General features: G+C 43.5%; 16 protein-coding genes, 1 pseudogene and 1 CRISPR repeat array. Of the genes and pseudogenes, 4 read left to right on the top strand and 13 right to left on the bottom strand.

What is annotated here, in order from left to right; translation table 11 throughout:
• Window positions 1-2 precede the first annotated feature (2 nt).
• Genes GFC28_RS01495 through GFC28_RS01465 form a run of 7 tightly spaced genes read right to left on the bottom strand, consistent with a single transcriptional unit; the run spans window position 3 to window position 6,752 of the window.
• Window positions 3-497 carry a (2Fe-2S)-binding protein gene (locus GFC28_RS01495; RefSeq protein ID WP_044741888.1) on the bottom strand — a complete coding sequence of 165 codons (495 nt, stop codon included), beginning with the start codon at window positions 495-497 and terminating at the stop codon, window positions 3-5.
• Complete coding sequence (locus GFC28_RS01490) at window positions 494-1,372, bottom strand: FAD binding domain-containing protein (protein WP_044741887.1); 879 nt, start codon at window positions 1,370-1,372, stop codon at window positions 494-496. Before GFC28_RS01490 ends, GFC28_RS01495 begins: the two co-directional genes overlap by 4 nt.
• A gap of 29 nt (window positions 1,373-1,401) precedes the next feature.
• On the bottom strand, window positions 1,402-1,857 hold the full coding sequence (locus tag GFC28_RS01485) for an SRPBCC family protein (protein WP_052660917.1): 456 nt from the start codon (window positions 1,855-1,857) through the stop codon (window positions 1,402-1,404).
• Window positions 1,854-4,271: a xanthine dehydrogenase family protein molybdopterin-binding subunit gene (locus tag GFC28_RS01480; RefSeq protein WP_044741885.1), complete on the bottom strand. Its 2,418-nt coding sequence runs from the start codon at window positions 4,269-4,271 to the stop codon at window positions 1,854-1,856. Before GFC28_RS01480 ends, GFC28_RS01485 begins: the two co-directional genes overlap by 4 nt.
• Window positions 4,252-4,875, bottom strand: coding sequence for a nucleotidyltransferase family protein (locus GFC28_RS01475; protein WP_044741884.1), 624 nt, complete (start codon window positions 4,873-4,875; stop codon window positions 4,252-4,254). The genes GFC28_RS01480 and GFC28_RS01475 overlap by 20 nt, the downstream gene beginning before the upstream one ends.
• Before the next feature lie 21 nt (window positions 4,876-4,896).
• The gene (locus tag GFC28_RS01470) at window positions 4,897-5,988 is read right to left on the bottom strand and encodes an XdhC family protein (RefSeq protein WP_044741883.1); all 1,092 of its coding nucleotides are present in this window, start codon (window positions 5,986-5,988) and stop codon (window positions 4,897-4,899) included.
• Window positions 5,985-6,752, bottom strand: a complete 768-nt coding sequence (locus tag GFC28_RS01465) for a helix-turn-helix transcriptional regulator (RefSeq protein ID WP_044741882.1) — start codon at window positions 6,750-6,752, stop codon at window positions 5,985-5,987. Before GFC28_RS01465 ends, GFC28_RS01470 begins: the two co-directional genes overlap by 4 nt.
• Window positions 6,753-7,939: 1,187 nt before the next feature.
• Here GFC28_RS01465 and GFC28_RS01455 point away from each other — a divergent pair.
• On the top strand, window positions 7,940-8,131 hold the full coding sequence (locus tag GFC28_RS01455) for a type II toxin-antitoxin system HicA family toxin (RefSeq protein WP_044741988.1): 192 nt from the start codon (window positions 7,940-7,942) through the stop codon (window positions 8,129-8,131).
• Between the two features lie 26 nt (window positions 8,132-8,157).
• Window positions 8,158-8,568 carry a type II toxin-antitoxin system HicB family antitoxin gene (locus tag GFC28_RS01450; protein WP_044741987.1) on the top strand — a complete coding sequence of 137 codons (411 nt, stop codon included), beginning with the start codon at window positions 8,158-8,160 and terminating at the stop codon, window positions 8,566-8,568.
• A 22-nt stretch (window positions 8,569-8,590) separates the two neighbouring features.
• Here GFC28_RS01450 and GFC28_RS18595 read toward each other — a convergent pair.
• The 5 genes and pseudogenes from GFC28_RS18595 to GFC28_RS01430 all read right to left on the bottom strand — a co-directional run.
• Window positions 8,591-8,800: pseudogene (locus GFC28_RS18595) on the bottom strand (sigma-70 family RNA polymerase sigma factor); the annotation flags it as partial.
• 5 nt (window positions 8,801-8,805) lie between these two features.
• Window positions 8,806-9,506: a CRISPR direct-repeat array (repeat unit 30 nt; unit sequence GTTTCAATCCCTCATAGTTAAGATAAAAAC).
• 878 nt (window positions 9,507-10,384) lie between these two features.
• Window positions 10,385-14,797 carry a coiled-coil domain-containing protein gene (locus GFC28_RS18590; RefSeq protein ID WP_052660920.1) on the bottom strand — a complete coding sequence of 1,471 codons (4,413 nt, stop codon included), beginning with the start codon at window positions 14,795-14,797 and terminating at the stop codon, window positions 10,385-10,387.
• Window positions 14,781-15,527: a DUF6063 family protein gene (locus GFC28_RS01440; RefSeq protein ID WP_044741986.1), complete on the bottom strand. Its 747-nt coding sequence runs from the start codon at window positions 15,525-15,527 to the stop codon at window positions 14,781-14,783. Before GFC28_RS01440 ends, GFC28_RS18590 begins: the two co-directional genes overlap by 17 nt.
• Complete coding sequence (locus GFC28_RS01435) at window positions 15,524-17,029, bottom strand: hypothetical protein (RefSeq protein ID WP_044741985.1); 1,506 nt, start codon at window positions 17,027-17,029, stop codon at window positions 15,524-15,526. The genes GFC28_RS01440 and GFC28_RS01435 overlap by 4 nt, the downstream gene beginning before the upstream one ends.
• Window positions 17,011-18,027 carry a Wadjet anti-phage system protein JetD domain-containing protein gene (locus GFC28_RS01430; RefSeq protein WP_044741984.1) on the bottom strand — a complete coding sequence of 339 codons (1,017 nt, stop codon included), beginning with the start codon at window positions 18,025-18,027 and terminating at the stop codon, window positions 17,011-17,013. The genes GFC28_RS01435 and GFC28_RS01430 overlap by 19 nt, the downstream gene beginning before the upstream one ends.
• A 269-nt stretch (window positions 18,028-18,296) precedes the next feature.
• On the opposite strand from GFC28_RS01430, the gene mntA reads away from it, so the two are divergent.
• Together mntA and hepT are read left to right on the top strand one after the other, a co-directional pair.
• Window positions 18,297-18,704, top strand: a complete 408-nt coding sequence (gene mntA / locus GFC28_RS01425; protein ID WP_156487495.1) for a type VII toxin-antitoxin system MntA family adenylyltransferase antitoxin — start codon at window positions 18,297-18,299, stop codon at window positions 18,702-18,704.
• Window positions 18,694-19,104 (top strand): type VII toxin-antitoxin system HepT family RNase toxin, encoded by a 411-nt coding sequence (gene hepT / locus GFC28_RS01420; protein WP_044741982.1) that lies wholly within the window; start codon window positions 18,694-18,696, stop codon window positions 19,102-19,104. Before mntA ends, hepT begins: the two co-directional genes overlap by 11 nt.
• Here hepT and GFC28_RS18585 read toward each other — a convergent pair.
• On the bottom strand, window positions 19,054-19,296 hold the full coding sequence (locus GFC28_RS18585; protein ID WP_082828124.1) for a transposase: 243 nt from the start codon (window positions 19,294-19,296) through the stop codon (window positions 19,054-19,056). The genes hepT and GFC28_RS18585 overlap by 51 nt on opposite strands.
• Window positions 19,297-19,400: the final 104 nt, after the last annotated feature.

Below are 19,400 nucleotides of genomic sequence, written 5' to 3'. Positions count from 1 at the left end.
CATCATCCCCTTTCAACATCATAATTGTGATTGTTCTCATCAATTGTTTTTTGAATAGCTTTTATAATCCCTTCATATCCTGTGCAACGGCATAAATGTCCGGATAGCATTTCTTTAATTTCCTGAAGTGTTGGATTCGGGTTTTTTTGCAGATAGTCGGTTGTTGACATTAAGATACCTGGTGTACAGAAACCACACTGAAGACCATGACACTCAATGAAATTTCTTTGCAGCAGCGTCAATTCACCATCTTTTGCCAAGTCTTCTACCGTTGTTATTTCCTGTCCATCCACCTGTACCGCAAAGATAAGACAGCTCCTGACAGCCGAACCGTTTAAATGGATAGTGCAAGCACCGCACACGCCATGCTCACAGCCTACATGTGTGCCAGTGAGACCGCACATTTCTCGCAAAAAATCGCTGAGCAACATTCTGGATTCAACTTGTTCTTGATATTTTTTTCCGTTTATTGTAACTTCAATTTCATGAACGCTCATTTGTTTTCACCCCTTGCTCGTTCATAGGCTGTTTTGACTGTACGCACTGCCAATTTTTTCGCAAGTGTCTTTCTGTAATCAGCGGTTGCGTGCAGATCTGATTCTGGATTTACGGCTTCCTCAACAATATCGACAATTTTATTTAGAAGCGGGTCAGACAAAAGCTCCCCTTCCATCAACTCGCTTGCCTCTGTAATCAACAACGGAACCGCATCAACTCCTCCCAAAACCAATCTCACTTTTGAAATGCGGTCCTGACTATCGATGGACAATTGACAGGCAGCGGCAACGAGCGCGAAGTCACCGTGGCGTCGTGAAATTTCATGAAATGAATATCCTATTCTTCCTTCTGGCACTGGAACGTGAATTTCCGTCAGCAACTCATTCGGCATAATATCGGTTGTTAAATAAGTGACGAAAAAATTCTCCACGTTCACTTCCCGCACTTCATCTTTAGAAGCAATGCGAAGTGTGCCACCGAGCGCCATTAATGATAGTGGGATTTCAGCTGATGGATCAGCATGAACAAGACTTCCGCCAAACGTTCCACGATTTCTCGTCTGAACGTGGCCGATATAGGGAACAGCTTCACTCAGAAGCCCCAGATGTTTACGAACTGCACCTGACATTTCCATTTCAGCCTGTCTCGTTAACGCGCCGATTTTCATTTTGCTGCCGTCAAATTCAATGAATTGCAAATCTTTCAACTGGTTAATATCAATTAAATATTCAGGTGTTGACAGTCTCATATTCATAATCGGCACAAGGCTTTGACCTCCGGCAATTATTTTGCTATCAAACCCTATTTCTTCTAAAAGCGAAAGTGCTTCGGCTACTGTTTTCGGGCAATAATAATCAAATTTTGCCGGCTTCACGAACCTCCCTCCTTTCTGTCTCAATCTATTTAGACGGATTGTTCACTTTTAGCTAGTTCTTTATTAAATTTTTTAAAGAAATCCTGAATGATCAATTTAGCAACGCCGTTTAACATTCTTTGACCAACCATCGCCACTTTGCCGCCAACTTCCGCATCGTACGTATACCGCAACTCTGTTGTATTTTCGTCAATTGGAACGAGATCCACCACCCCAGTGGCTTCGACACTACCAGGACCTCCTTCCCCTTTTACAATGAGCTTGTAATGGTTCGGCTTTTGAATATCGGCAATTTCAATGGTTGATTCATATTTTCCTTTAACAGCAGCGATTCCGATAGACAATACCGCTTCATATTTGTTCTCTCCAACAGGCTCCAGCTTCGTACAACCCATAATACAGTTTTTTAATGCCTGTGGATCAAGCAATACATCCCATGCCTTTTCGATTCCTGCATTCAATGCTACTTTTCCGCTTCCGTTCATGTTAATTCCTCCTGTTTTGTTGACTGATTAATAAGATTCCATACCTTATTAGGTGTTATAGGTAGTGAATCAATGATCACGCCGTAAGGTTTCAATGCATCGTTTACAGCATTAGCAATGACAACAGGTGCACTCATTGTGTTGCCTTCTCCAAGTCCTTTCGCACCAAGTGGTGTAATCGGTGAAGGTGTTTCAATATGTTTGATAGTCACTCTTGGTATTTCTGTTGCTGTAGGGCATAAGTAATCCATAAATGATCCAGTTAAAAACTGACCCTTATCATCGTATACGAGCTCTTCATACATAGCACCACCAAGCCCATGCACAAGACCACCTAAAATTTGTCCATCGACAATAAGCGGATTTAGCAATTTGCCGGCATCATGGACAGTGTAATAATCAAGAATATGGATTTCACCAGTTTCTGTATCGATTTCCACTGTGACCAAATCAGCTACAAAACCATACGTAATCGACGAGTTAATAAGGTCATTATCATCCGGCGGCTCTGCCTGAGCTGTATAATAGGCTGTTTCATAAATACCAGGCTCCATTCCTTTCGGCAAAGAAAGTGGATTCCAATGTGCTGATCCAGCCACTCGCTTAAGAGATATTGATTTGGATGGATCAGTTTTCGAAATAATCTGACTATTTTTGATCGTTAAACCTTCTTCGTCAATCTGTAATAAGTGAGCCGCAATTTTAATGAGCTTGCGCTTTACTTTTTGCACTGCGTAGTAAACAGCACTCGATCCCATTGATGCAAAACGGCTTGAATAACTGCCAGATGCAATGGACCATGCACTTGTGGCCGTATCAAGTTCAGCTACAACGTTAATTTTGTCATGCGGAATGCCTAGTATCTCTGAAACGATTTGGGCTGCGACAGTTTCATGTCCTTGACCGGTAGGTGTTGTACTGATGCGGACATTTACATTTCCCATCGGATCGATTGAAATCGTCGCTGCTTCGGTACAACCTGATTTTGGTAATCCTGCTTTCCTTTCTTCTGGAGTCAGTGCAATCGTAATGTACCCCATATTGGAGCCTGATGGTTCGACGATAACCGCTAATCCAACGCCAAGCAGTTTTCCTTTCTTTCGCGCTTCCATTTGTTTCTTGCGAAATTCTTCGTATTTACCAGTTTTTAATAAAAGATCAAACGCTTTTTCATAATCGCCGCTATCATACACTCCACCAGATGCAGTTTTATAAGGGAACTGCTCTTTTTTAATTAAATTTCGTCTAATTACATCAGCTGGATCCATTCCTAATTCATCAGCAATCATTTGCATGGTCCGTTCAAGAGGAAAATACGTCTCCTGTCCGCCGTATCCTCGGATGAGACCCGTCGGCAATTTATTTGTCATTACTGCATAGGCATCAATCATCAAGTTGGGAATGTCATAGGCACCTGTTGTGTTTGCGTGGTTCCGATACAGACAAGCAGGTTCTGGCGCCCGGATATACGCACCAACGTTGTCCTTGATTTTCATTTTTAAACCGAGCACTTTTCCGTCATTTTTCACTGCCGCTTCAATGTATGTCACACGATCTGTACAGCTTGAACTAGCTGCCAAATGTTCCTGACGGTCTTCTATCCATTTCACCGGACATCCCACAAGACGGCTGACCACAGAACAAAGCACGATGTAAGGGTATATACCTGCTTTAATTCCATAGCTGCCACCGATATCTTTCGGAATAATGATCCGTAACCGGTTGCTTGGTACTTTTAACGCACCAGCCATAATCGAATGAAGAACAAACGGACCGTGGAAGTTCGCATGAACCGTGTAACTATCCGTGCTTTCGTCATATTGTGCAATAATACCGTATGTTTCAACCGGTGTCGCGGAATATTTCGGAAAATGAAAGCGGTGTTTTATGATTTTGTCCGCTTGCTGAAATGCCTTATCAACATCTCCGTAGTGAAACGTTCGATGATTGGCGATGTTCGAGCCGACATTTTCATGCAAAATAGGCACTCCATCTTCGAGTGCACGCTCAATGTCTACAACAGGTTCGAGCGTTTCGTATTTCACCTTAATTTTTTCTAAAGCATCTTCCGCAATATAACGATTTTTTGCCACTACAACCGCTACCGGCTCACCAACGTAACGCACTTTATCAATAGCAATTGGATAGTATTTGACAGGCGCACTTACTCCAACACTGAAAGGATTTAACAAAGGTTGAACATCCTTACCTGTGACTACGCTTTTTACTCCTGGAATTTCTAATGCTTCAGAATAATCGATAGAAATGATTTTTGCGTGAGGATGAGGACTTCTTAAAATAGCCACATGAGCTGTATTAGGCGGCGTTCCGATATCATCGATGTATTTTCCCTTCCCTGTCAGTAATCTTTTATCTTCTACACGTGTTACTCTTTTACCAATCACTTTGCCCATTTAACTTTACCTCCTTCCTAAGAAGCTGCTCATAGTCTTCTGGTGTATCAATATCACTTGGGAATGGTTTATCGATTCTAGCAAAACAGATCTTATTCGAGAACATTTTTAAAACAGATCTCGCGCCTTCATCGCCTGTTAAATTGAAAAGATGTGGAAACATCGAGCAATCAAACAGAACAGGATGCCCTCTTTTTGATTGATAGCTTGCTTGGACAATGAGTGGGCCGCCATTCGATTCATAACATTTAATTACCGCATCTATATCTTCTGATGAGACAAGCGGCTGATCACCGAGCAACACAACAGCAGCATCAGCCGTTAAAGGTAGATTCATCAGCCCTGCTTTTAACGATGTTGACATTCCTTGTCCTGCCTGTTCATTCAAAACGAGTTTGCTCACGCACGACCTAGAAACTTCATTTCTAAGCTCGGCAACCTCGGGATTGACTACGACAACCACACCGCTTAAACGCGACTCCATACTTTCATCAATCACATGCCGGATAATAGGTTTACCTTTGTACGGAAGAAGCAGCTTTGGTTTTCCCATGCGCTTTGAAAAACCTGAAGCTAAGATAATTCCCCATAGGTTCTTTCTCATCTTAATAGACTGGCACCTCCTTCATACAGAATGCGCCATAGATGCCAGTTGCGACAGTTTCCTTCCGGTTCCCCCTCTATATACCATCATGATTTCAGACAAAATACTGAGTGCGATTTCTTCTGGCGTTTTCGCTCCGATATCAAGTCCAATCGGACTATGGATGCGATAGACATTTTCATTGGATAGGAGGGTGTTGCTTGTCGCAATCAATCTATCCGTTCTTTTTCTCGGTCCTAATAGTCCGATGTAGGCCGCATTTGAATTTAAAATAGATTCTAAAATTTCCCTATCATGCAAGAAGTTGTGTGTCATAATAACAACATATGAGTTTTCATGAAGGGAAACGTTTGGTACGCTACCAGCAGGATAGACATGAATGAAATCGGCTTCTGGGAAATTTTCTTCATTACAATAAGATGAGCGATAATCAAGCACAGTAACTAGCCACTTCAAATTTTTCGCCATTTTGACAAGTGGAATGGCATCAGGACCTGCACCGAAAACGATAAGATGAGGCGGTGGACTTGTTGATTCATAATACACGTACAAATCTTGCTCGCCACCTAAATAAACCATTTCATTTTTCAAATCCTTTTTTCTCATCATATAATCGACGGCAATCTCCCAAACAGAGATAGGTATGTCGCTATTATCGAAAGCACTATCAATGATCCACATTTTCCCTTGCAGCGATTCGTCTTTCGCTTTCACAATCGTGACAGTGTGTAACGTTTTTTGAAGAGAGTCTGAAAAGTATCGATCAATAATTGCTGCCTTTTCAGGTTGCTTGATAGGAAGATACGGCTGTAAAAAAATATTCATTTTTCCGTTGCAACCAACCCCAAGACCCCAAACGATGTCATCGTCTCCGTAAAAATCGTAATGGATGACAGTCGGTTTTCCAGTCTCAAGAACCTTCATGGCGTGTTCAATAATATCTGATTCCACGCATCCGCCACTTAAAAGCCCAGTGAGCTTCCGGTCTTCTGAAATAAAACATTTTGCTCCTGCTTTTTGATAAGTAGATCCTTCTGTCGAAATAATTGTTCCAAGTACACCTGAAAGCCCTTCCTTTTTACAACGCTCCAATTCTTTTTTTATAGCAATCACGACTTCACCCCCTTTTCCTGAAAATAGAATTGCTCCCGATATTCACTTGGGGTTTTTCCCACAATTTTTTTGAAAGTAGTCGCAAAGTAACCAGGATTAGAAAATCCCGTATTATGAGCTATGGCTTCAATCGGCAGACTGGAAAATCTAAGTAAACTTTTCGCTTTCTGCACTCTAACAAACGACAAATATTCCACAAACGTCATGCCCACTTCTTCTTTAAATAATCGACTAAAATAGGATGGACTTAAATATACATGATCCGCTACCTCTTTTAACGTAAGAGGGTATCCATAGTTCATCTGAATAAACTGAATAGCACTTTCAATAGGGTTTTTTAAGTCTGAAGAAAAATTTCTATTCCCATTGATAGTTTGAGTGATCTCTCGGTTAAGCCCCATAGGTAAAATCCTCTCCAGCGTTTCATACAATTCATTTCTGGAAAGCGGTTTCAACAAATATGCTGAAAAACCTGAATTAATCGCTTCCTGTACAAACTCAAACATTTTCAACTGCGTCACAACAATAACTGGCAAGTCTGAATACAATTGTAACGCAGATCTTCCGAATCTAATTCCGTCCATATCTGGTAATGAGATATCCAAAATTAGCACGCTCGGTCGATTTTGTTTCAGAAGGATCATGCCTCTTTGAGCTGTATTTGCCTCGTAAATAGTAAGAAAACGAAATTTACTTTCTTCAATAAACGTTCTAATTTCCGTTCTTGCATGTTTGTCATCATCAACAATCAATATTTCAGCCATTATTCCCCCCTTGGTTATATGATAGATAATAACATCTTTTAATTGTTTTAAAATTTCACTTTTTTATTTTTAAATTTTTTGTTTTTTGAATTTTTTAACATAAAGACAAAAACCGACATTTGAGTATAGACAACAAATGTTGGACAGTCAGCTATTTGCGATTTTGCTTTTCACCATACCAATTATGTTCCTTCGTACGTCAGAATAACGATCCCCCATTTTTCCAAAATTGGTTTATCATACTTTAAAATTTGTTATATATAAGAGTTTAATTTTCTGTTACTATCATATCGACATAGTAAATTATGAGCAATGAACATAATGAAAGCGATTTAAAATAGCTATTTTCAACCTAGAAGAAAGATGTAATTTTAATCATCGCAAGTACACGGTGTAACCGACGAGAAAAATTGAACAGTTTTCGCTAAATAAGAGTGAACACTTTTCTGGAAATTCCAGCGTAATCCCTATCACTTGACATGGAGCCTCTGCGTACAAGATATTTCCTAAAAAGCGAGCAACAACAAGAATCAGCCGCATGAAACGAGGCTATCATGTACGCCACTCCATGTAAAGTGCACGCTTCTAACTGGTTAAAAACTGTTCAATTTAATCAATCGAATTCTGTTCAGTTTTATTTAGCGGTCACATCATCCTCCATTATGGGAAAGAAAAATGGATTTTCATGCATAGGTGAGGAGTAAAATTACTCATGGATGTTTAGACTAACATCAGATTTCATTAATGACTTCAGTATTCTTCTTATGTTTTAATCCCTCATAGGTAAGATAAAAACTCCTTGCGATTTTCGAAGAGGTGTTTATATTTCATGTTAATTTTCATCTCCTTCCACCTACTCCATTCGACAAAAAGAGGCGTCTTCCTACCACACTCATTCGTCAAAATCCAACAAAAGACTGATTCTGAAAGTCCTTTACATTTGGAAAAGAATGTGCTATTTATATAGCTAATAGTACCTTCTTCCCCTTTGGTATGGATGTCCCCTCCACCAAAGGGCTTTTTGTGTCCAAAGAAAAACGCCACCCAAACGGGTGACGCAATACAGAAAGTTTACTCAACCTTATTCATTTATTAGTGGCATTTACACGACAAAAAAGCAAAAAATAACGAAAAAATATTGATACGTATTATAATACGTGTTATAATAAAATCAAGGAGGGAGGGAAATGAAGAGTTACTCTTCAAAAGAATTAATCAAAATGATACAGCAAGATGGATGGTACATAGTAAGAACGACTGGCAGTCATCATCAGTTTAAACATCCTAGCAAACCCGGATTAGTCACCATCCCTCATCCTAAGAAAGACTTACCAACTAAAACTATAAAAAGCATACTCAAACAGGCGGGGCTACTCTAAGCCCCTCCTAAAGGAGGTTGATATATATGAATAAAAAAGATCGTTACATTTACCCCGCAGTTTTTGATTATGCCAACGACGGAATATCGGTTGAGTTTCCGGATCTTCCTGGCTGCTTTACCTGCGGAGACACAGAAGAAGAAGCATTTCAAATGGCAAAAGAAGCGTTGGCATTGCATCTATATGGCTTAGAGCAAGAAAATGAAGAAATCCCTCAGCCTTCAAAAGTATCGGAAATTCAAACAGAAACACATCAAGTTGTTGTGTTCATCGAAGTATGGATGCCGCCTTTTCGCCATGAGATGGAGAACAAAGCCGTCAAAAAGACATTAACTATTCCTAAATGGCTGGATGACCTTGCGAAACAATATAATGTGAACTATTCGCAGATTCTCCAAGAAGCGTTAAAAAAGCATCTGGGAGCTACTGACCGATAAGTCATAAACACCAAAAGCCTCTTCACCCACAAAGGCAGAAGAGGCTTTCTTTTATGCGTTTTTTTATTTTTCTTTCGGCGCGTTCAATCATGGTTTGAACGCTACTGGATGATATACAAAGATAATTGGCAATTTCGCTATATGTGAGGCAATATCCTCGCGACATCAAATAAACTTCTCGTTCTCGCTGCGTCAGTACAGACAAGGCATCCTCAATTCGTTCCCGACCCCAACTCGGTTTCAATCCCTCATAGTTAAGATAAAAACGGTGTGTCCCACCTCTCGCATGTTGTCATCAAAGTACCGTTTCAATCCCTCATGGTTAAGATAAAAACGTCGATGGGTGATCATTCCCCCTTGGTATGAAGGGTGTTTCAATCCCTCATAGTTAAGATAAAAACGCGCTGTGATCTAAAATAGCTTGTAACACGCTATGCAGTTTCAATCCCTCATAGTTAAGATAAAAACATGAACTTTGATTTTGATAGGGAAACAAAAGAATTGTTGTTTCAATCCCTCATAGTTAAGATAAAAACATGTTTGTCCATCCCCTTGTCATAGTTTTGAAATGAGTTTCAATCCCTCATAGTTAAGATAAAAACGGAAAAAGACTTCGCGCCGTTGGATGGAATCAAATCGGTTTCAATCCCTCATAGTTAAGATAAAAACTCAGTGCTTCCAAGAAAAAGGAAGGAACAAAAACGCGTTTCAATCCCTCATAGTTAAGATAAAAACGCACACGACATTATACGTGTCGTGGCACTGCAAAACCCGTTTCAATCCCTCATAGTTAAGATAAAAACTATTACTGTTGGCATTTATGTTCACCTCCTACATGTTGGTTTCAATCCCTCATAGTTAAGATAAAAACAACCGGCCGTCATCAAGTCAAACGCTTCTTCTGCTGAGTTTCAATCCCTCATAGTTAAGATAAAAACCCCAAACATTATGATAAAATCAACATTTGGAAAATGGATACAATGTTATTATAAACTTATCTTAAAATTCGATCAATCGTTTCTTTTGTTTATGGCTGTGGGATTTTTGGCGATTGGCCATGTGTCGTCGATCCCCCGGGGTTTGTGCGCTATTGGAGGTCGACGACATGAATCATCGTTCCTTAAGCCCATTTTCCCAATTACTAGAGTACTCCTCATCGTTCAAAATAAGTTGCCTCATCGTTTCATTACATATATCGAAATCCCCTTTGGCAAATCAGCTTTGTTGCTTTTTTCATCACCATTTGATCGTTTGCCAGTTCGATTTGTATTTCATCGCTTTGATAAAGATCGAGTCTGCAAGAAACTCTGCTGGAAACGTCATTCCCAGCGAATGGCCAATTTTTAATACTTTCTTTCTACCCTTAATATTTTACTAACAAATAACCTCTTTTCAATTCGATGGTGTGCATTGGCTGTGCTACCGTGAAAAAAGCTAAACAATGCAATAAATTTATGTTAATAAAGTCTTACACTTATATGAATTTATTGATGAACCTTATAACAGCCAAAGCTAGAAGAACGTATATAGTCCAGTTTGCCGCCCTGTTCATTTTACTTTTTCCCGCAGTTTGTTGATTCCCCTTTACATTATCGATAACTATTACGAATCATTGTAAGTTCTAAGAGTACATCATACAAGCTGAAGTTCCCGCTGAACGGCTTATTCCTTTTACAGAAAAAACTGACCAAGGAAGCGACTCTTTCACCCCTGTGGCCAGTTGCTATTAAATGCCCCTATCATCATTAATCATTTGCGTTATGATGTGTTGTATGATGAAATTTATCCCACAGCTCTCATTGACTCTTCCAATCTCCTAAAACAACTCCAACTGCTCGGTTTCGCCGAGGCGTTCGAGCGATTTTGGCTCGTGATCTTGGAAATAGGCGTAGTGAAGCCATTTTTCCTTCGTCATCACCTGCTTGTTCGGGTCGGACGATGGGCGCAAACGGCAGCTGTAAATGATCGGGAAGTAGTCCCTGAGAAACTTGCCTTCCGCATGTGCGGTCAAAGCAATGATTTGGAAGCCAAGCTGTTCAGCGATAAAGAAGACCGGGTTGAGCACGTGGTCACTCGATGCTTTTCCGAACGGATTGTCTAAAATGACGGTGCGATGGCGTTTCATCGTCGGCTGGATGTGCTGCTTTTTCTCCGCGACATAGTTGAGAATGCCTAAAAAGAGCGTCATGTTTTTGCTCCATTTTTCGCCGCCAGACCAGACGTTGCTTTGCTCCCACGAATACGAGCGCATCGTCACTTGGTTGTCGTTCATCACCTTTCGGCAGTTCACTTTCATGCCTTCGTTGTTCATGACGACTTGGAGAAGCTGCTTCGATTGCAGCCACATTTCGATTTCTTTTCTCACCTTCGCTTCGTCTTGCTGGCCGTGCTCGTTCATAAACCGTTCGGACTCGAGCTGCTGCAAAATCCATTCAATATGGTTGCGAATGCGCGTCTTACCGACTTCTTCTTCCCACTCTGGAATCGTAAACGTGAAAATGCGCTTCCATTCGTCTCCGACTTTTACTCTTGTTTTGTTCGGGATTTGCTTCAGCTCCTCCACCAATGTGCGCAAATGGGTGTGAATATGATTAATAAACGCTTGAAGCTCCGCGTCTTTTTGCCGGATATGTTCATTCGCGTAGTTCGTCGCGCTTTCAACGCTTCGCATCATATTTTTCTTAAAGTCGATAATGTCTTCGTACGTCTCTTTATGCTCAATGCCGTTGAGTGCCATTTGCCGCATTTTCATATCTTTAATCAAAGAGTTGCAAAACTCTCTAAAAGAACGTTTCGCGCGCTCGACGCGGCTTTTCGTCTCTTCGACCGCTTGTCTGCCCGCCTTTAAGCTCTCGGTGATACCTTCGATAAAACGTTGGTGCCCGTACGTAAATGCCGTTGCTTCTTCCGCGCTCAACGAAAGGGCGTCGATAGTCGGCGCATTGAAATGATGCACTTCTTTAGATAACTCTAAATGGCGTTCTGCCTGTTCAATGCTTTTCATCTTTTTCGCCAAGCGCTCATGTTCTTGATCGAGAAACGCCTTCCGTTTCTCCAGTTCTTCTTTTTCGGTTTTCAAATGATCGGCGATCTCATAAAGCGGTTCGGTAAACGGCCAACATTCTTCATTCGGATATTGTTGTTGAAATTGCTGCTCTTTCGTTTTTAACACGCCGCTTTGCTGCTCCTTTCTGATCAAGGCATCTTGCACGTCTTTGTTTAACCGCTTTAATTCCGATTGGAGCGACACGATTTGTTCCTCTAACCGCTGCAATACATACGGTCCGTCGCTTGGAAACGAACGCGTTTCGTCAAGATCGGGATACTGTCGTTTCAGCTTGTTTATTTCGTTCGTTAGCCGATCAATTTCTCTTTGTTCAGTCTCTTGCCTCAATTTCCACTCCCTGTAGGTCGTTTCAATTCCATTCATTCGGTCTTCCAACTTACGAATTTTATCGCGAATGACGCGCTCGCTTGCGCCTGAATAAAGCGGTGTAAAGGAGCGGAGTGATTGATAGTCGTCACTTCGTTCGATGTAACGGCGATCTGCTTGCAGCGATCGGATGCTCTCTTCGAGATCCGCTTTTTGTGCCAGTGCGTCTTCAAGCCGCTCGTTGAGGCGCACAATGTCTTTTTCAAGCGCCGCGATCTTCTCGTTGAGCGTTTTTTCCGTTTTTCGCGCTTCTTGCACTTCTTTTTCATATTGGATATATTTATTTGCATCTTCGATTTTGTCGCGCCAACCTTTCATTTCTTGCTCGTATTGGTGGATGAGCGACTGCGCATGCGCGATTTTGGCGCGCCATTCGTCGATGCGCGCTTTTTCTTTGTCAACCGCTATTTTCAGCTGCTCGATGCCGCTGTTGAGCGCGGCATATTGCGTGCGAGCCGCTTCGACTGTTTTGTACGAGTGCGCTTCTAAAAACGCGCGCCATGCTTGTTGCACGTCTTGCCACAATTTCAGTTCGGCTTCTTTCTCTTGGCGGCGCAGCGTCATGTCGCGGGCGCTTGCGTTGATGCGCTCTTTCCATGCGCGGAACAACTCCGGATCGCTCGCTTCCTCCCAATAGCGCGGCGCGATCCATTCGTATGAAAGCACTTCGTCTTCAATGCGCGCCGCTTCGTCCGCCGTAAGCACGACAATCGGCAGCTGCAAGCGGTCATATAAGTACTGCACTTTTTGCGAGAGCCGCTCCTTCGATTTTGCCGTTGTAATGAGCGCCATCGGCCAGAGCGGAAACGCGCGTTTCTTCGCGCAGTCTTCTTCCTCGAGCGACTGTAAATATTCGACGCCCGTCGCTACGTAATCAAATTGGTTTTTCCACGAAGCGAGCTGCTGCGCTAAAAACGGATCGGCGAAAAAGATGTCTTGCCCGCCGTACGCATCCGCAAGCCGCGAAGCGATGCGTTCGCGCACTAAAAGCTCCTCCCGATCTTTCGCCCGCTTTTCGATTTCTTCTTGGAGTCTCATCCCAATCGTCGCTTCGTGGGCGTAAACGCCATCAAGCGCAGCCCATTGCGGCCGGAGCGACGCGAGCTTCCGGATAAGCGCTTGCTCCTCGTTTTCGAGCGCCTTGAACTGTTGCACCAGTGCCTGGCGTTCTGCATGCTTTGCCGCCCATTGTTGTTGGAGCGCTTCTTTTTTCGCTTCCGCTTCTTGTTCCGCTTGGCTGAATTGCTTCACATCTTGGCGCAAGCGGACTATTTCTTCATCAAGCCATCGTTCGCGCTCGATCCATTTCGCCATTTCTTCCTCTACTGATTGCTGGGACGGATTCGCCAAAATGCGTTGTTTAATTTGCTCCATGTCGTTCTCTCTTGCATCAATGAGACTTTTAATGGCGGCGCGCTTTTCGCGGGTATCCAGCTTTTGCCGCTCACACGCTTCTTTTTCCTTCGTCCATTGCTCCAGCTGCGCTTGAATCGGGTTCAGCTCATAGCGAAGGCTTCGCTCGTCGTTGTCGATATCCTCAAGCTTCTTCATGAAATAGCCGAGCAGCGAACGGCGCGCCGTTTCCCATTCTTCTTCATAATTAGCCAGCTTCTCGTCGTCCTTCAACTTGGCGAGCTCCTGCTCAATGTACGCAAGCGCTTCTTCGTGCCGTTTTCTCTCCTCTTTTCGCTCCGCCAGCTGCAGCGAATAATAGTCGCGCTCGAGCCGGGTGCGTGCCTCTTCCTTTTCTTTCTGCCACGCGAGGACGAGTTCGTATTCGCGCTGAAGCTCACGCCAGCGCGCTTCTTCGACTAAAATGTCATATGTCGCGCGCTTTTTGTTGTGCGCTGCGTAGTTCAGTTTCCAATACTCAAGCTTGTCCGCGATGTCTTTCTGCTCGTCAAGACACGCTTGCTTTTGCTTCAACGTTTCGAGCCATACTCCTTTGGCGCGCTGCTTCGCTTTTAAATACGCGAGCTCTTCACGATGGAGTTGTTCGTACGTTTCGACGTATCTCTCCAACTCCCGCTGAATGAGCTTGTTTTCTTCGATCGTCTCTTTCAGCTTTTTGTAATGCTTGAAGCTTGCGTGCTGTTTTTCAAACATATCGGCGAACAGCTTCGCGTCATGGCCGACGATGGCACTCTCGACAATCGGAATGAGCAGGCGATCAAACAGCTGGTTTGTGCTTTTGCATTCGTCGAAAAACGCTTCAACACCGCCTTCCGAACTATTAATCTTCACCACGCTTTCCCATTCGCTTGAAATAATATGATATTGCTCTTCGATAAACGCCTTGTATTCTTTAATCGTCGAAAACGTTCGCGCCAAGAACGTTTTCTCTTTCATATGACTATAGTAGTCTTGCATTTCGCCGCGTTCCGCCGGGCGCTTTCCATCTTTCCCTTCACGCACGAACGGAAGACCTTCGATGCCATGCGGGTCGTTCGCGTTGTATTCATAGACGTAGCGGAGCGAATCGAGTCCGTTGTTCGTCATGAACAGCGAGACCGTGGTCACGACATACCGTCTCGGTTCGTCGTTCAACATCCATTCGATCGCAATATGGGCTGGGGCGTTTTCAAACTGCAGCGTGTTTTTAATTTTCCGGTCGGCCACATCGACATGAGGCAAAATCGCTTGCAGCACCGTTTGAATAAACACCGTTTTTCCTCCGCCATTTTCAAGCAAAATCGCCCCATTATGCCCGTCAAAGCGGAAGATTTCATCGTTGTACCGTTTGCGCCCTTCTTCATATACAACATTCGTGAGCCGAATTTTACTGATCGCTGGCATCGTCCTTCTCCCTTTCAAATCCGTAAATAAATTCAAAAATCCCGCGGTTGTATTCGACTTCCATGAAAAAGCGTTGAACAATTGTTTTTGCTTTTTCCGTCAACGCGACTTCATGGTTGCCGATATCGAGAATAAGATCTTGATCGATTAAAAAGCGCCTTGCCGTGTCGATGAAACTTAAACGGCTGATCGTATTGCCGCTTTGCTTTTTCGCTGTTTCTTTAATATCGTCCATCGCATCCCATTTTTCAATAATGAGTCTCCAATTGTACGAAAATTCTTGTTCTAATTGTTTCAATTCATCCGGATCGTGCTGTTTCAATTGATCGATACGCTCTTGGACAAGGTGCACCCATTCATCCATGCCTAAAAATTGCCGCGTTGGTTCTTGACTTTGATACGTATCGTAAAAGCTGCCAAACAAGACGAGCACCGTAAAATAAAGCAAGTACAAATCGCCGTTCGTGGCACCTGATCGAAGATAATGGCGCTTAATCCAGTCGTTGCTGACATGGAACGGTGACAGCTTCGTGCGCGGCACGAGAAACATTTCCTCGCTCGTCAAAATGATCACGCAATCGACTTCGCGACTGAATATGTCCAATAGCCCGCGTATATCATCGTCGCTTTTATAAAGCTGCACCGCCTGCTCGCCTGCGACGCCATGGCTCGCTAGCACCGTATACAATTGAAACGCTTGAATGACTTTTTGCTCTGGATAATTTCTCATTGTTCCCTCACCGTTATCATCATGTCTTGAATGGAAAAACGTTCACATTTTCGAATAATACGATCCCCTTCTTGAACATCCAGCACATTTCCGCCAAGCAAAACGAGCGCATCCCCTAAAAGTGTGTTTCCTTCCTCCCCTTTCATATCGCCGTGTTGAACCGGGGAGTGTTGATGCATAATGAGCCAAAAATCGTAAAAATAACGCTGCTCATACAAACGCGACTGTCCGATGTCGTCCAAGTAACTGAAAAACTCTGAAAGCGTTTGGGCGCGCCCAAGCTGGTACGCCTCTAAAAACAGCTGCATCAATTCTTTATATTTTGCCATAAGCCATGTGCGATACGGATCGTCGCACACCGCATCGTCCGCTTCGATAAAGCGCAGCCCAACTTTTTCTCCCCTCTCTTCCGTAATGTTTTGCTCCGCAAAAATCGCAAGCGGCGACCAAAATTGATTTTCTTCGACTTTTAAAAACGGGTGGAGCAACCCTTTCATCGCTTCGAGGGGGAGCGGGGTGGAAACGACGTATGACACGATGTCTTGGTCGAAATTGAACGAATGAAGACCCGTATAATAAAGCGACTCCTGCGCCGTGACGAGCGTTGTATTTTTTAACGAAAGAGCCTTGTCGAGCAAAGCAGAATGCGCATAATGCACCGACTCTAATTCCCAGGCGATTTTTAAGACAAGTTCATACGTCCTCGCTTCTTTTTGATGAACATCGCGCGCGTACAGGCGTTCCCTTGTTTCATTGACGAATTCGCGCAGTTCCTTGAACTCCTCATCCTCTCGCGAAAGCCGACTGTAGATGTCGTCGAGCAGCTGTTTATACCGTTCAAACGTCTCTTCGGAAATAATGCTACGCTGAATTTCATGCTTCAGCCGAGTCATGCGTTCTTCCAACGTTTCGACGTCAATTCGCATTTCGTTGATTTGCTTAAGTGCTGCGGCAAATTCGCCTTTTTCCAACTGTTTCCGCAACATCAACTGGTTAATCGATAACTGGAATTCGCTATAAAACTCCTTCGTCGCAAAGACGAGCTCAAGCCCATCTTCATCGAGCGTGTAATATTGCGTATTTGTTTTCACATCGAAATCGTTCGCTTTTAAAAGGGAATAATCAATCGCGCTCTCTTCCCGTTTTTCCCAATCGTAAAACGAATAACTCCGTTTTCTCCCCGTCGTCGGGCGAAACGTTTGAATAATCGTCCGCGCCAAGTCTTCGTACATCTCGTCATCTAACACGTACACATTTTCCGTTAGCTTTTTTAAAAAAGACGCGAGCTGTTTTACCCCAGTTTTATACTGCCGCATCAGCTTTTGTTCAAAGAAAAACAAAAGCGCCAATAGCCCGAGCCCTTTCATATCAATCGGCTGCCCATTGAGGTCAGTTGAACGCTTCCGCTCAAGATCAAAAAGCGGATCAAACAGCGCAAGCCTTCTGATACGCTCGCGATAGCCGTCCGTCACCCCTGCCAATTCTAGCTTGTCCACTGCCATTCCCTCCAAATTTGTTGCAGTTCCCTCGTTTTCAACATTTCTTGCGGATAGTACTGGCCGGAAGCCAACAGCTCTTGAAGCTGCTTTTTTTCATCCGCTGAAAAATAAGCGAGAAACGCGTCAAGCACGTCCGCCCGCTCCATCTGATAGCCCTTGCCGCTGACTGGATCTTTCCGCAAACACGCCCGGTAAAACGGAAGCGACGGCGAAACGGGCTGCTTTTTCGCAAGCGAGTGCCAAATGGAAATGCCTTCTCGGTCAATGTCGCCAAAATAGTAAAAACGATGGTGCGCCTTTACCGGATATTGCAGCGAAAATTGCTCGATGCTGCTAATCACAGCTTTGCCTTCCCCATAAATCAGCGTCGAAAAAGCGGTGTCTGGAAGCGCAGGCAACAGCGCTTGATACGTCGTTTTATTTTCAACAATGAGGTGATGCTGGACGGCTTCCGCTATTTTTGCCGGATTGACGGCTAACATTAACGGCTCGGACACGGGAATAATGCGCAGGCGATCAAAAAGGACGATGCGCTCCAATAACTCTTTCCCACCTCTTTCCGTGATCCACTTCTCGTCGCCGACCAACTCTACGCTACGCTCAGGTGCAGCAACCGCCTCGTTCGGCAGCGAATGCGTTTTTAAATAATCGTCAATTTTTAAAATGAACGGCTTATCTTGCTCCCAAACAGACGGGTCTTTGCCGTAATAGGCGTCAAGCTGAATCGCCGGATGAAGCCGATTTTGATAGCGCTGCAGCTCACGATGATAGTCTTCCATAAATCGGCTTTTATGAATGCGATATTGAAAAGCGAGCGATGGCGTTCTCGTCGTCCGCCCTTTCGCTTTCACCATTTCAAGAACCCGCTCCGCCTCAAGCCGCAAAACGATTTCGCAAAATTCATCGTACGTACGCGCAAAAGGCTGGATAAGCTGTTCCAGTTCTCCTAATGAAATCGTCCGCTTCGGAAAAGCGGCTAGCAATCTTTCAATCTGTTCCAATCTCGCTCCACTCCCACAAACTAGATTTTTTTTATTATACAAGAAAACAAGAGAAGGAGTACATGAATGATGGTTTCCAAACTTGAGGGGGATTGCAAAACAAGGGAAGATGATAAAACATCGGGCTAAGGGGCTTTCACTTTTCAGCCAGAAACTTGAGGAGAATTTTTCGTTAAACTATCGTTTTACGCAAAGTTTGAGGCAGGAAATAAAAAGTAATATAATGAAAGAAAATGGCCGGATTGCCAGGAAGAAAAGGAGAGACGGTGTTGACGGAACAGATCGAGCCAATCATTATTGAAGTGTTGACCGAAACGGTGTCCCCATACTTGATTTATTTGTTTGGATCAACGGTTACAGGACATGTTCATCAAGACAGCGACATTGATATCGCTTTTCTCAGCGACCAAAAACAATTGGATCATTATGAACGATTTATGGTTGCGCAAGAATTGGCATCCAAACTGCACCGGGACGTCGATCTTGTGGACCTCAAACAAGCAAGCACTGTGTTTCAAGCACAAGTGGTCAGTAATGGCAAAGTCATCTATTGTACAAATGAACAGAAAAAAGCCGAATATGAATGGAGAGCCTTGAAGATGTACGCAAAATTGAATGAAGAACGCACGGAAATCTTGCGAAACATTAATGAAAGCGGGTCGGTTTATGAAAAATGATGTCATTTTAAATAAAATTAGCGTGATCGAGCGGTGCATAAAGCGCATTCACGAAGAATATGAGAACAACCCGAAAAATTTAGAAAACTACACGAAGCAAGACTCCATGATCTTAAATCTCCAACGAGCATGTGAAGCAAGCATCGACCTGGCGATGCACATGGTCGCACAGAAAAAGCTAGGCCTCCCCCAAAACAGTCGAGACGCTTTTTCTCTTTTAGAACAGCACGGCATCATCACTCCTTTTCTTTCACAAAAAATGAAAGCGATGGTCGGATTTAGAAACATCGCTGTTCACGACTACCAGGAGATTAATTTGACAATTTTGCAAAAAATACTTGATCACCATCTAACCGACTTTACCGAGTTCACGAAAGCGATTCTTTTTTATGAACAGTGAAGCGGGCGGTGCAGATGCGCGCCGTCCGAACACCATGGAGGCTCGCTCCAAAAATTCCCCTTTCCACCGGCTCAACATCACCGGACTGATTTCATACTTCCCGGCCATTTCATTTACCGTCTGCTCCTCCCTCAGCACTTCCAGTACGACCTTCGTCTTACATTCTGCTGTATATCGATTCCGTTTCTCCATGTCCTCAGTATAACTTATTTATCGCCTCTTTGTGTCTCAGCTTATGGGTTCATTGTACCTCTTGATTAATCAAAATGATCGTGTCAACTTTTCTGACCGTTGTG

This window comes from Anoxybacillus sp. B2M1 (assembly GCF_001634265.1).
Taxonomy (GTDB): Bacteria; Bacillota; Bacilli; order Bacillales; family Anoxybacillaceae; genus Anoxybacteroides; species Anoxybacteroides rupiense.
Note: the sequence above shows the minus strand (reverse complement) of the source record. Positions and strands in the feature narration are given on the sequence as shown.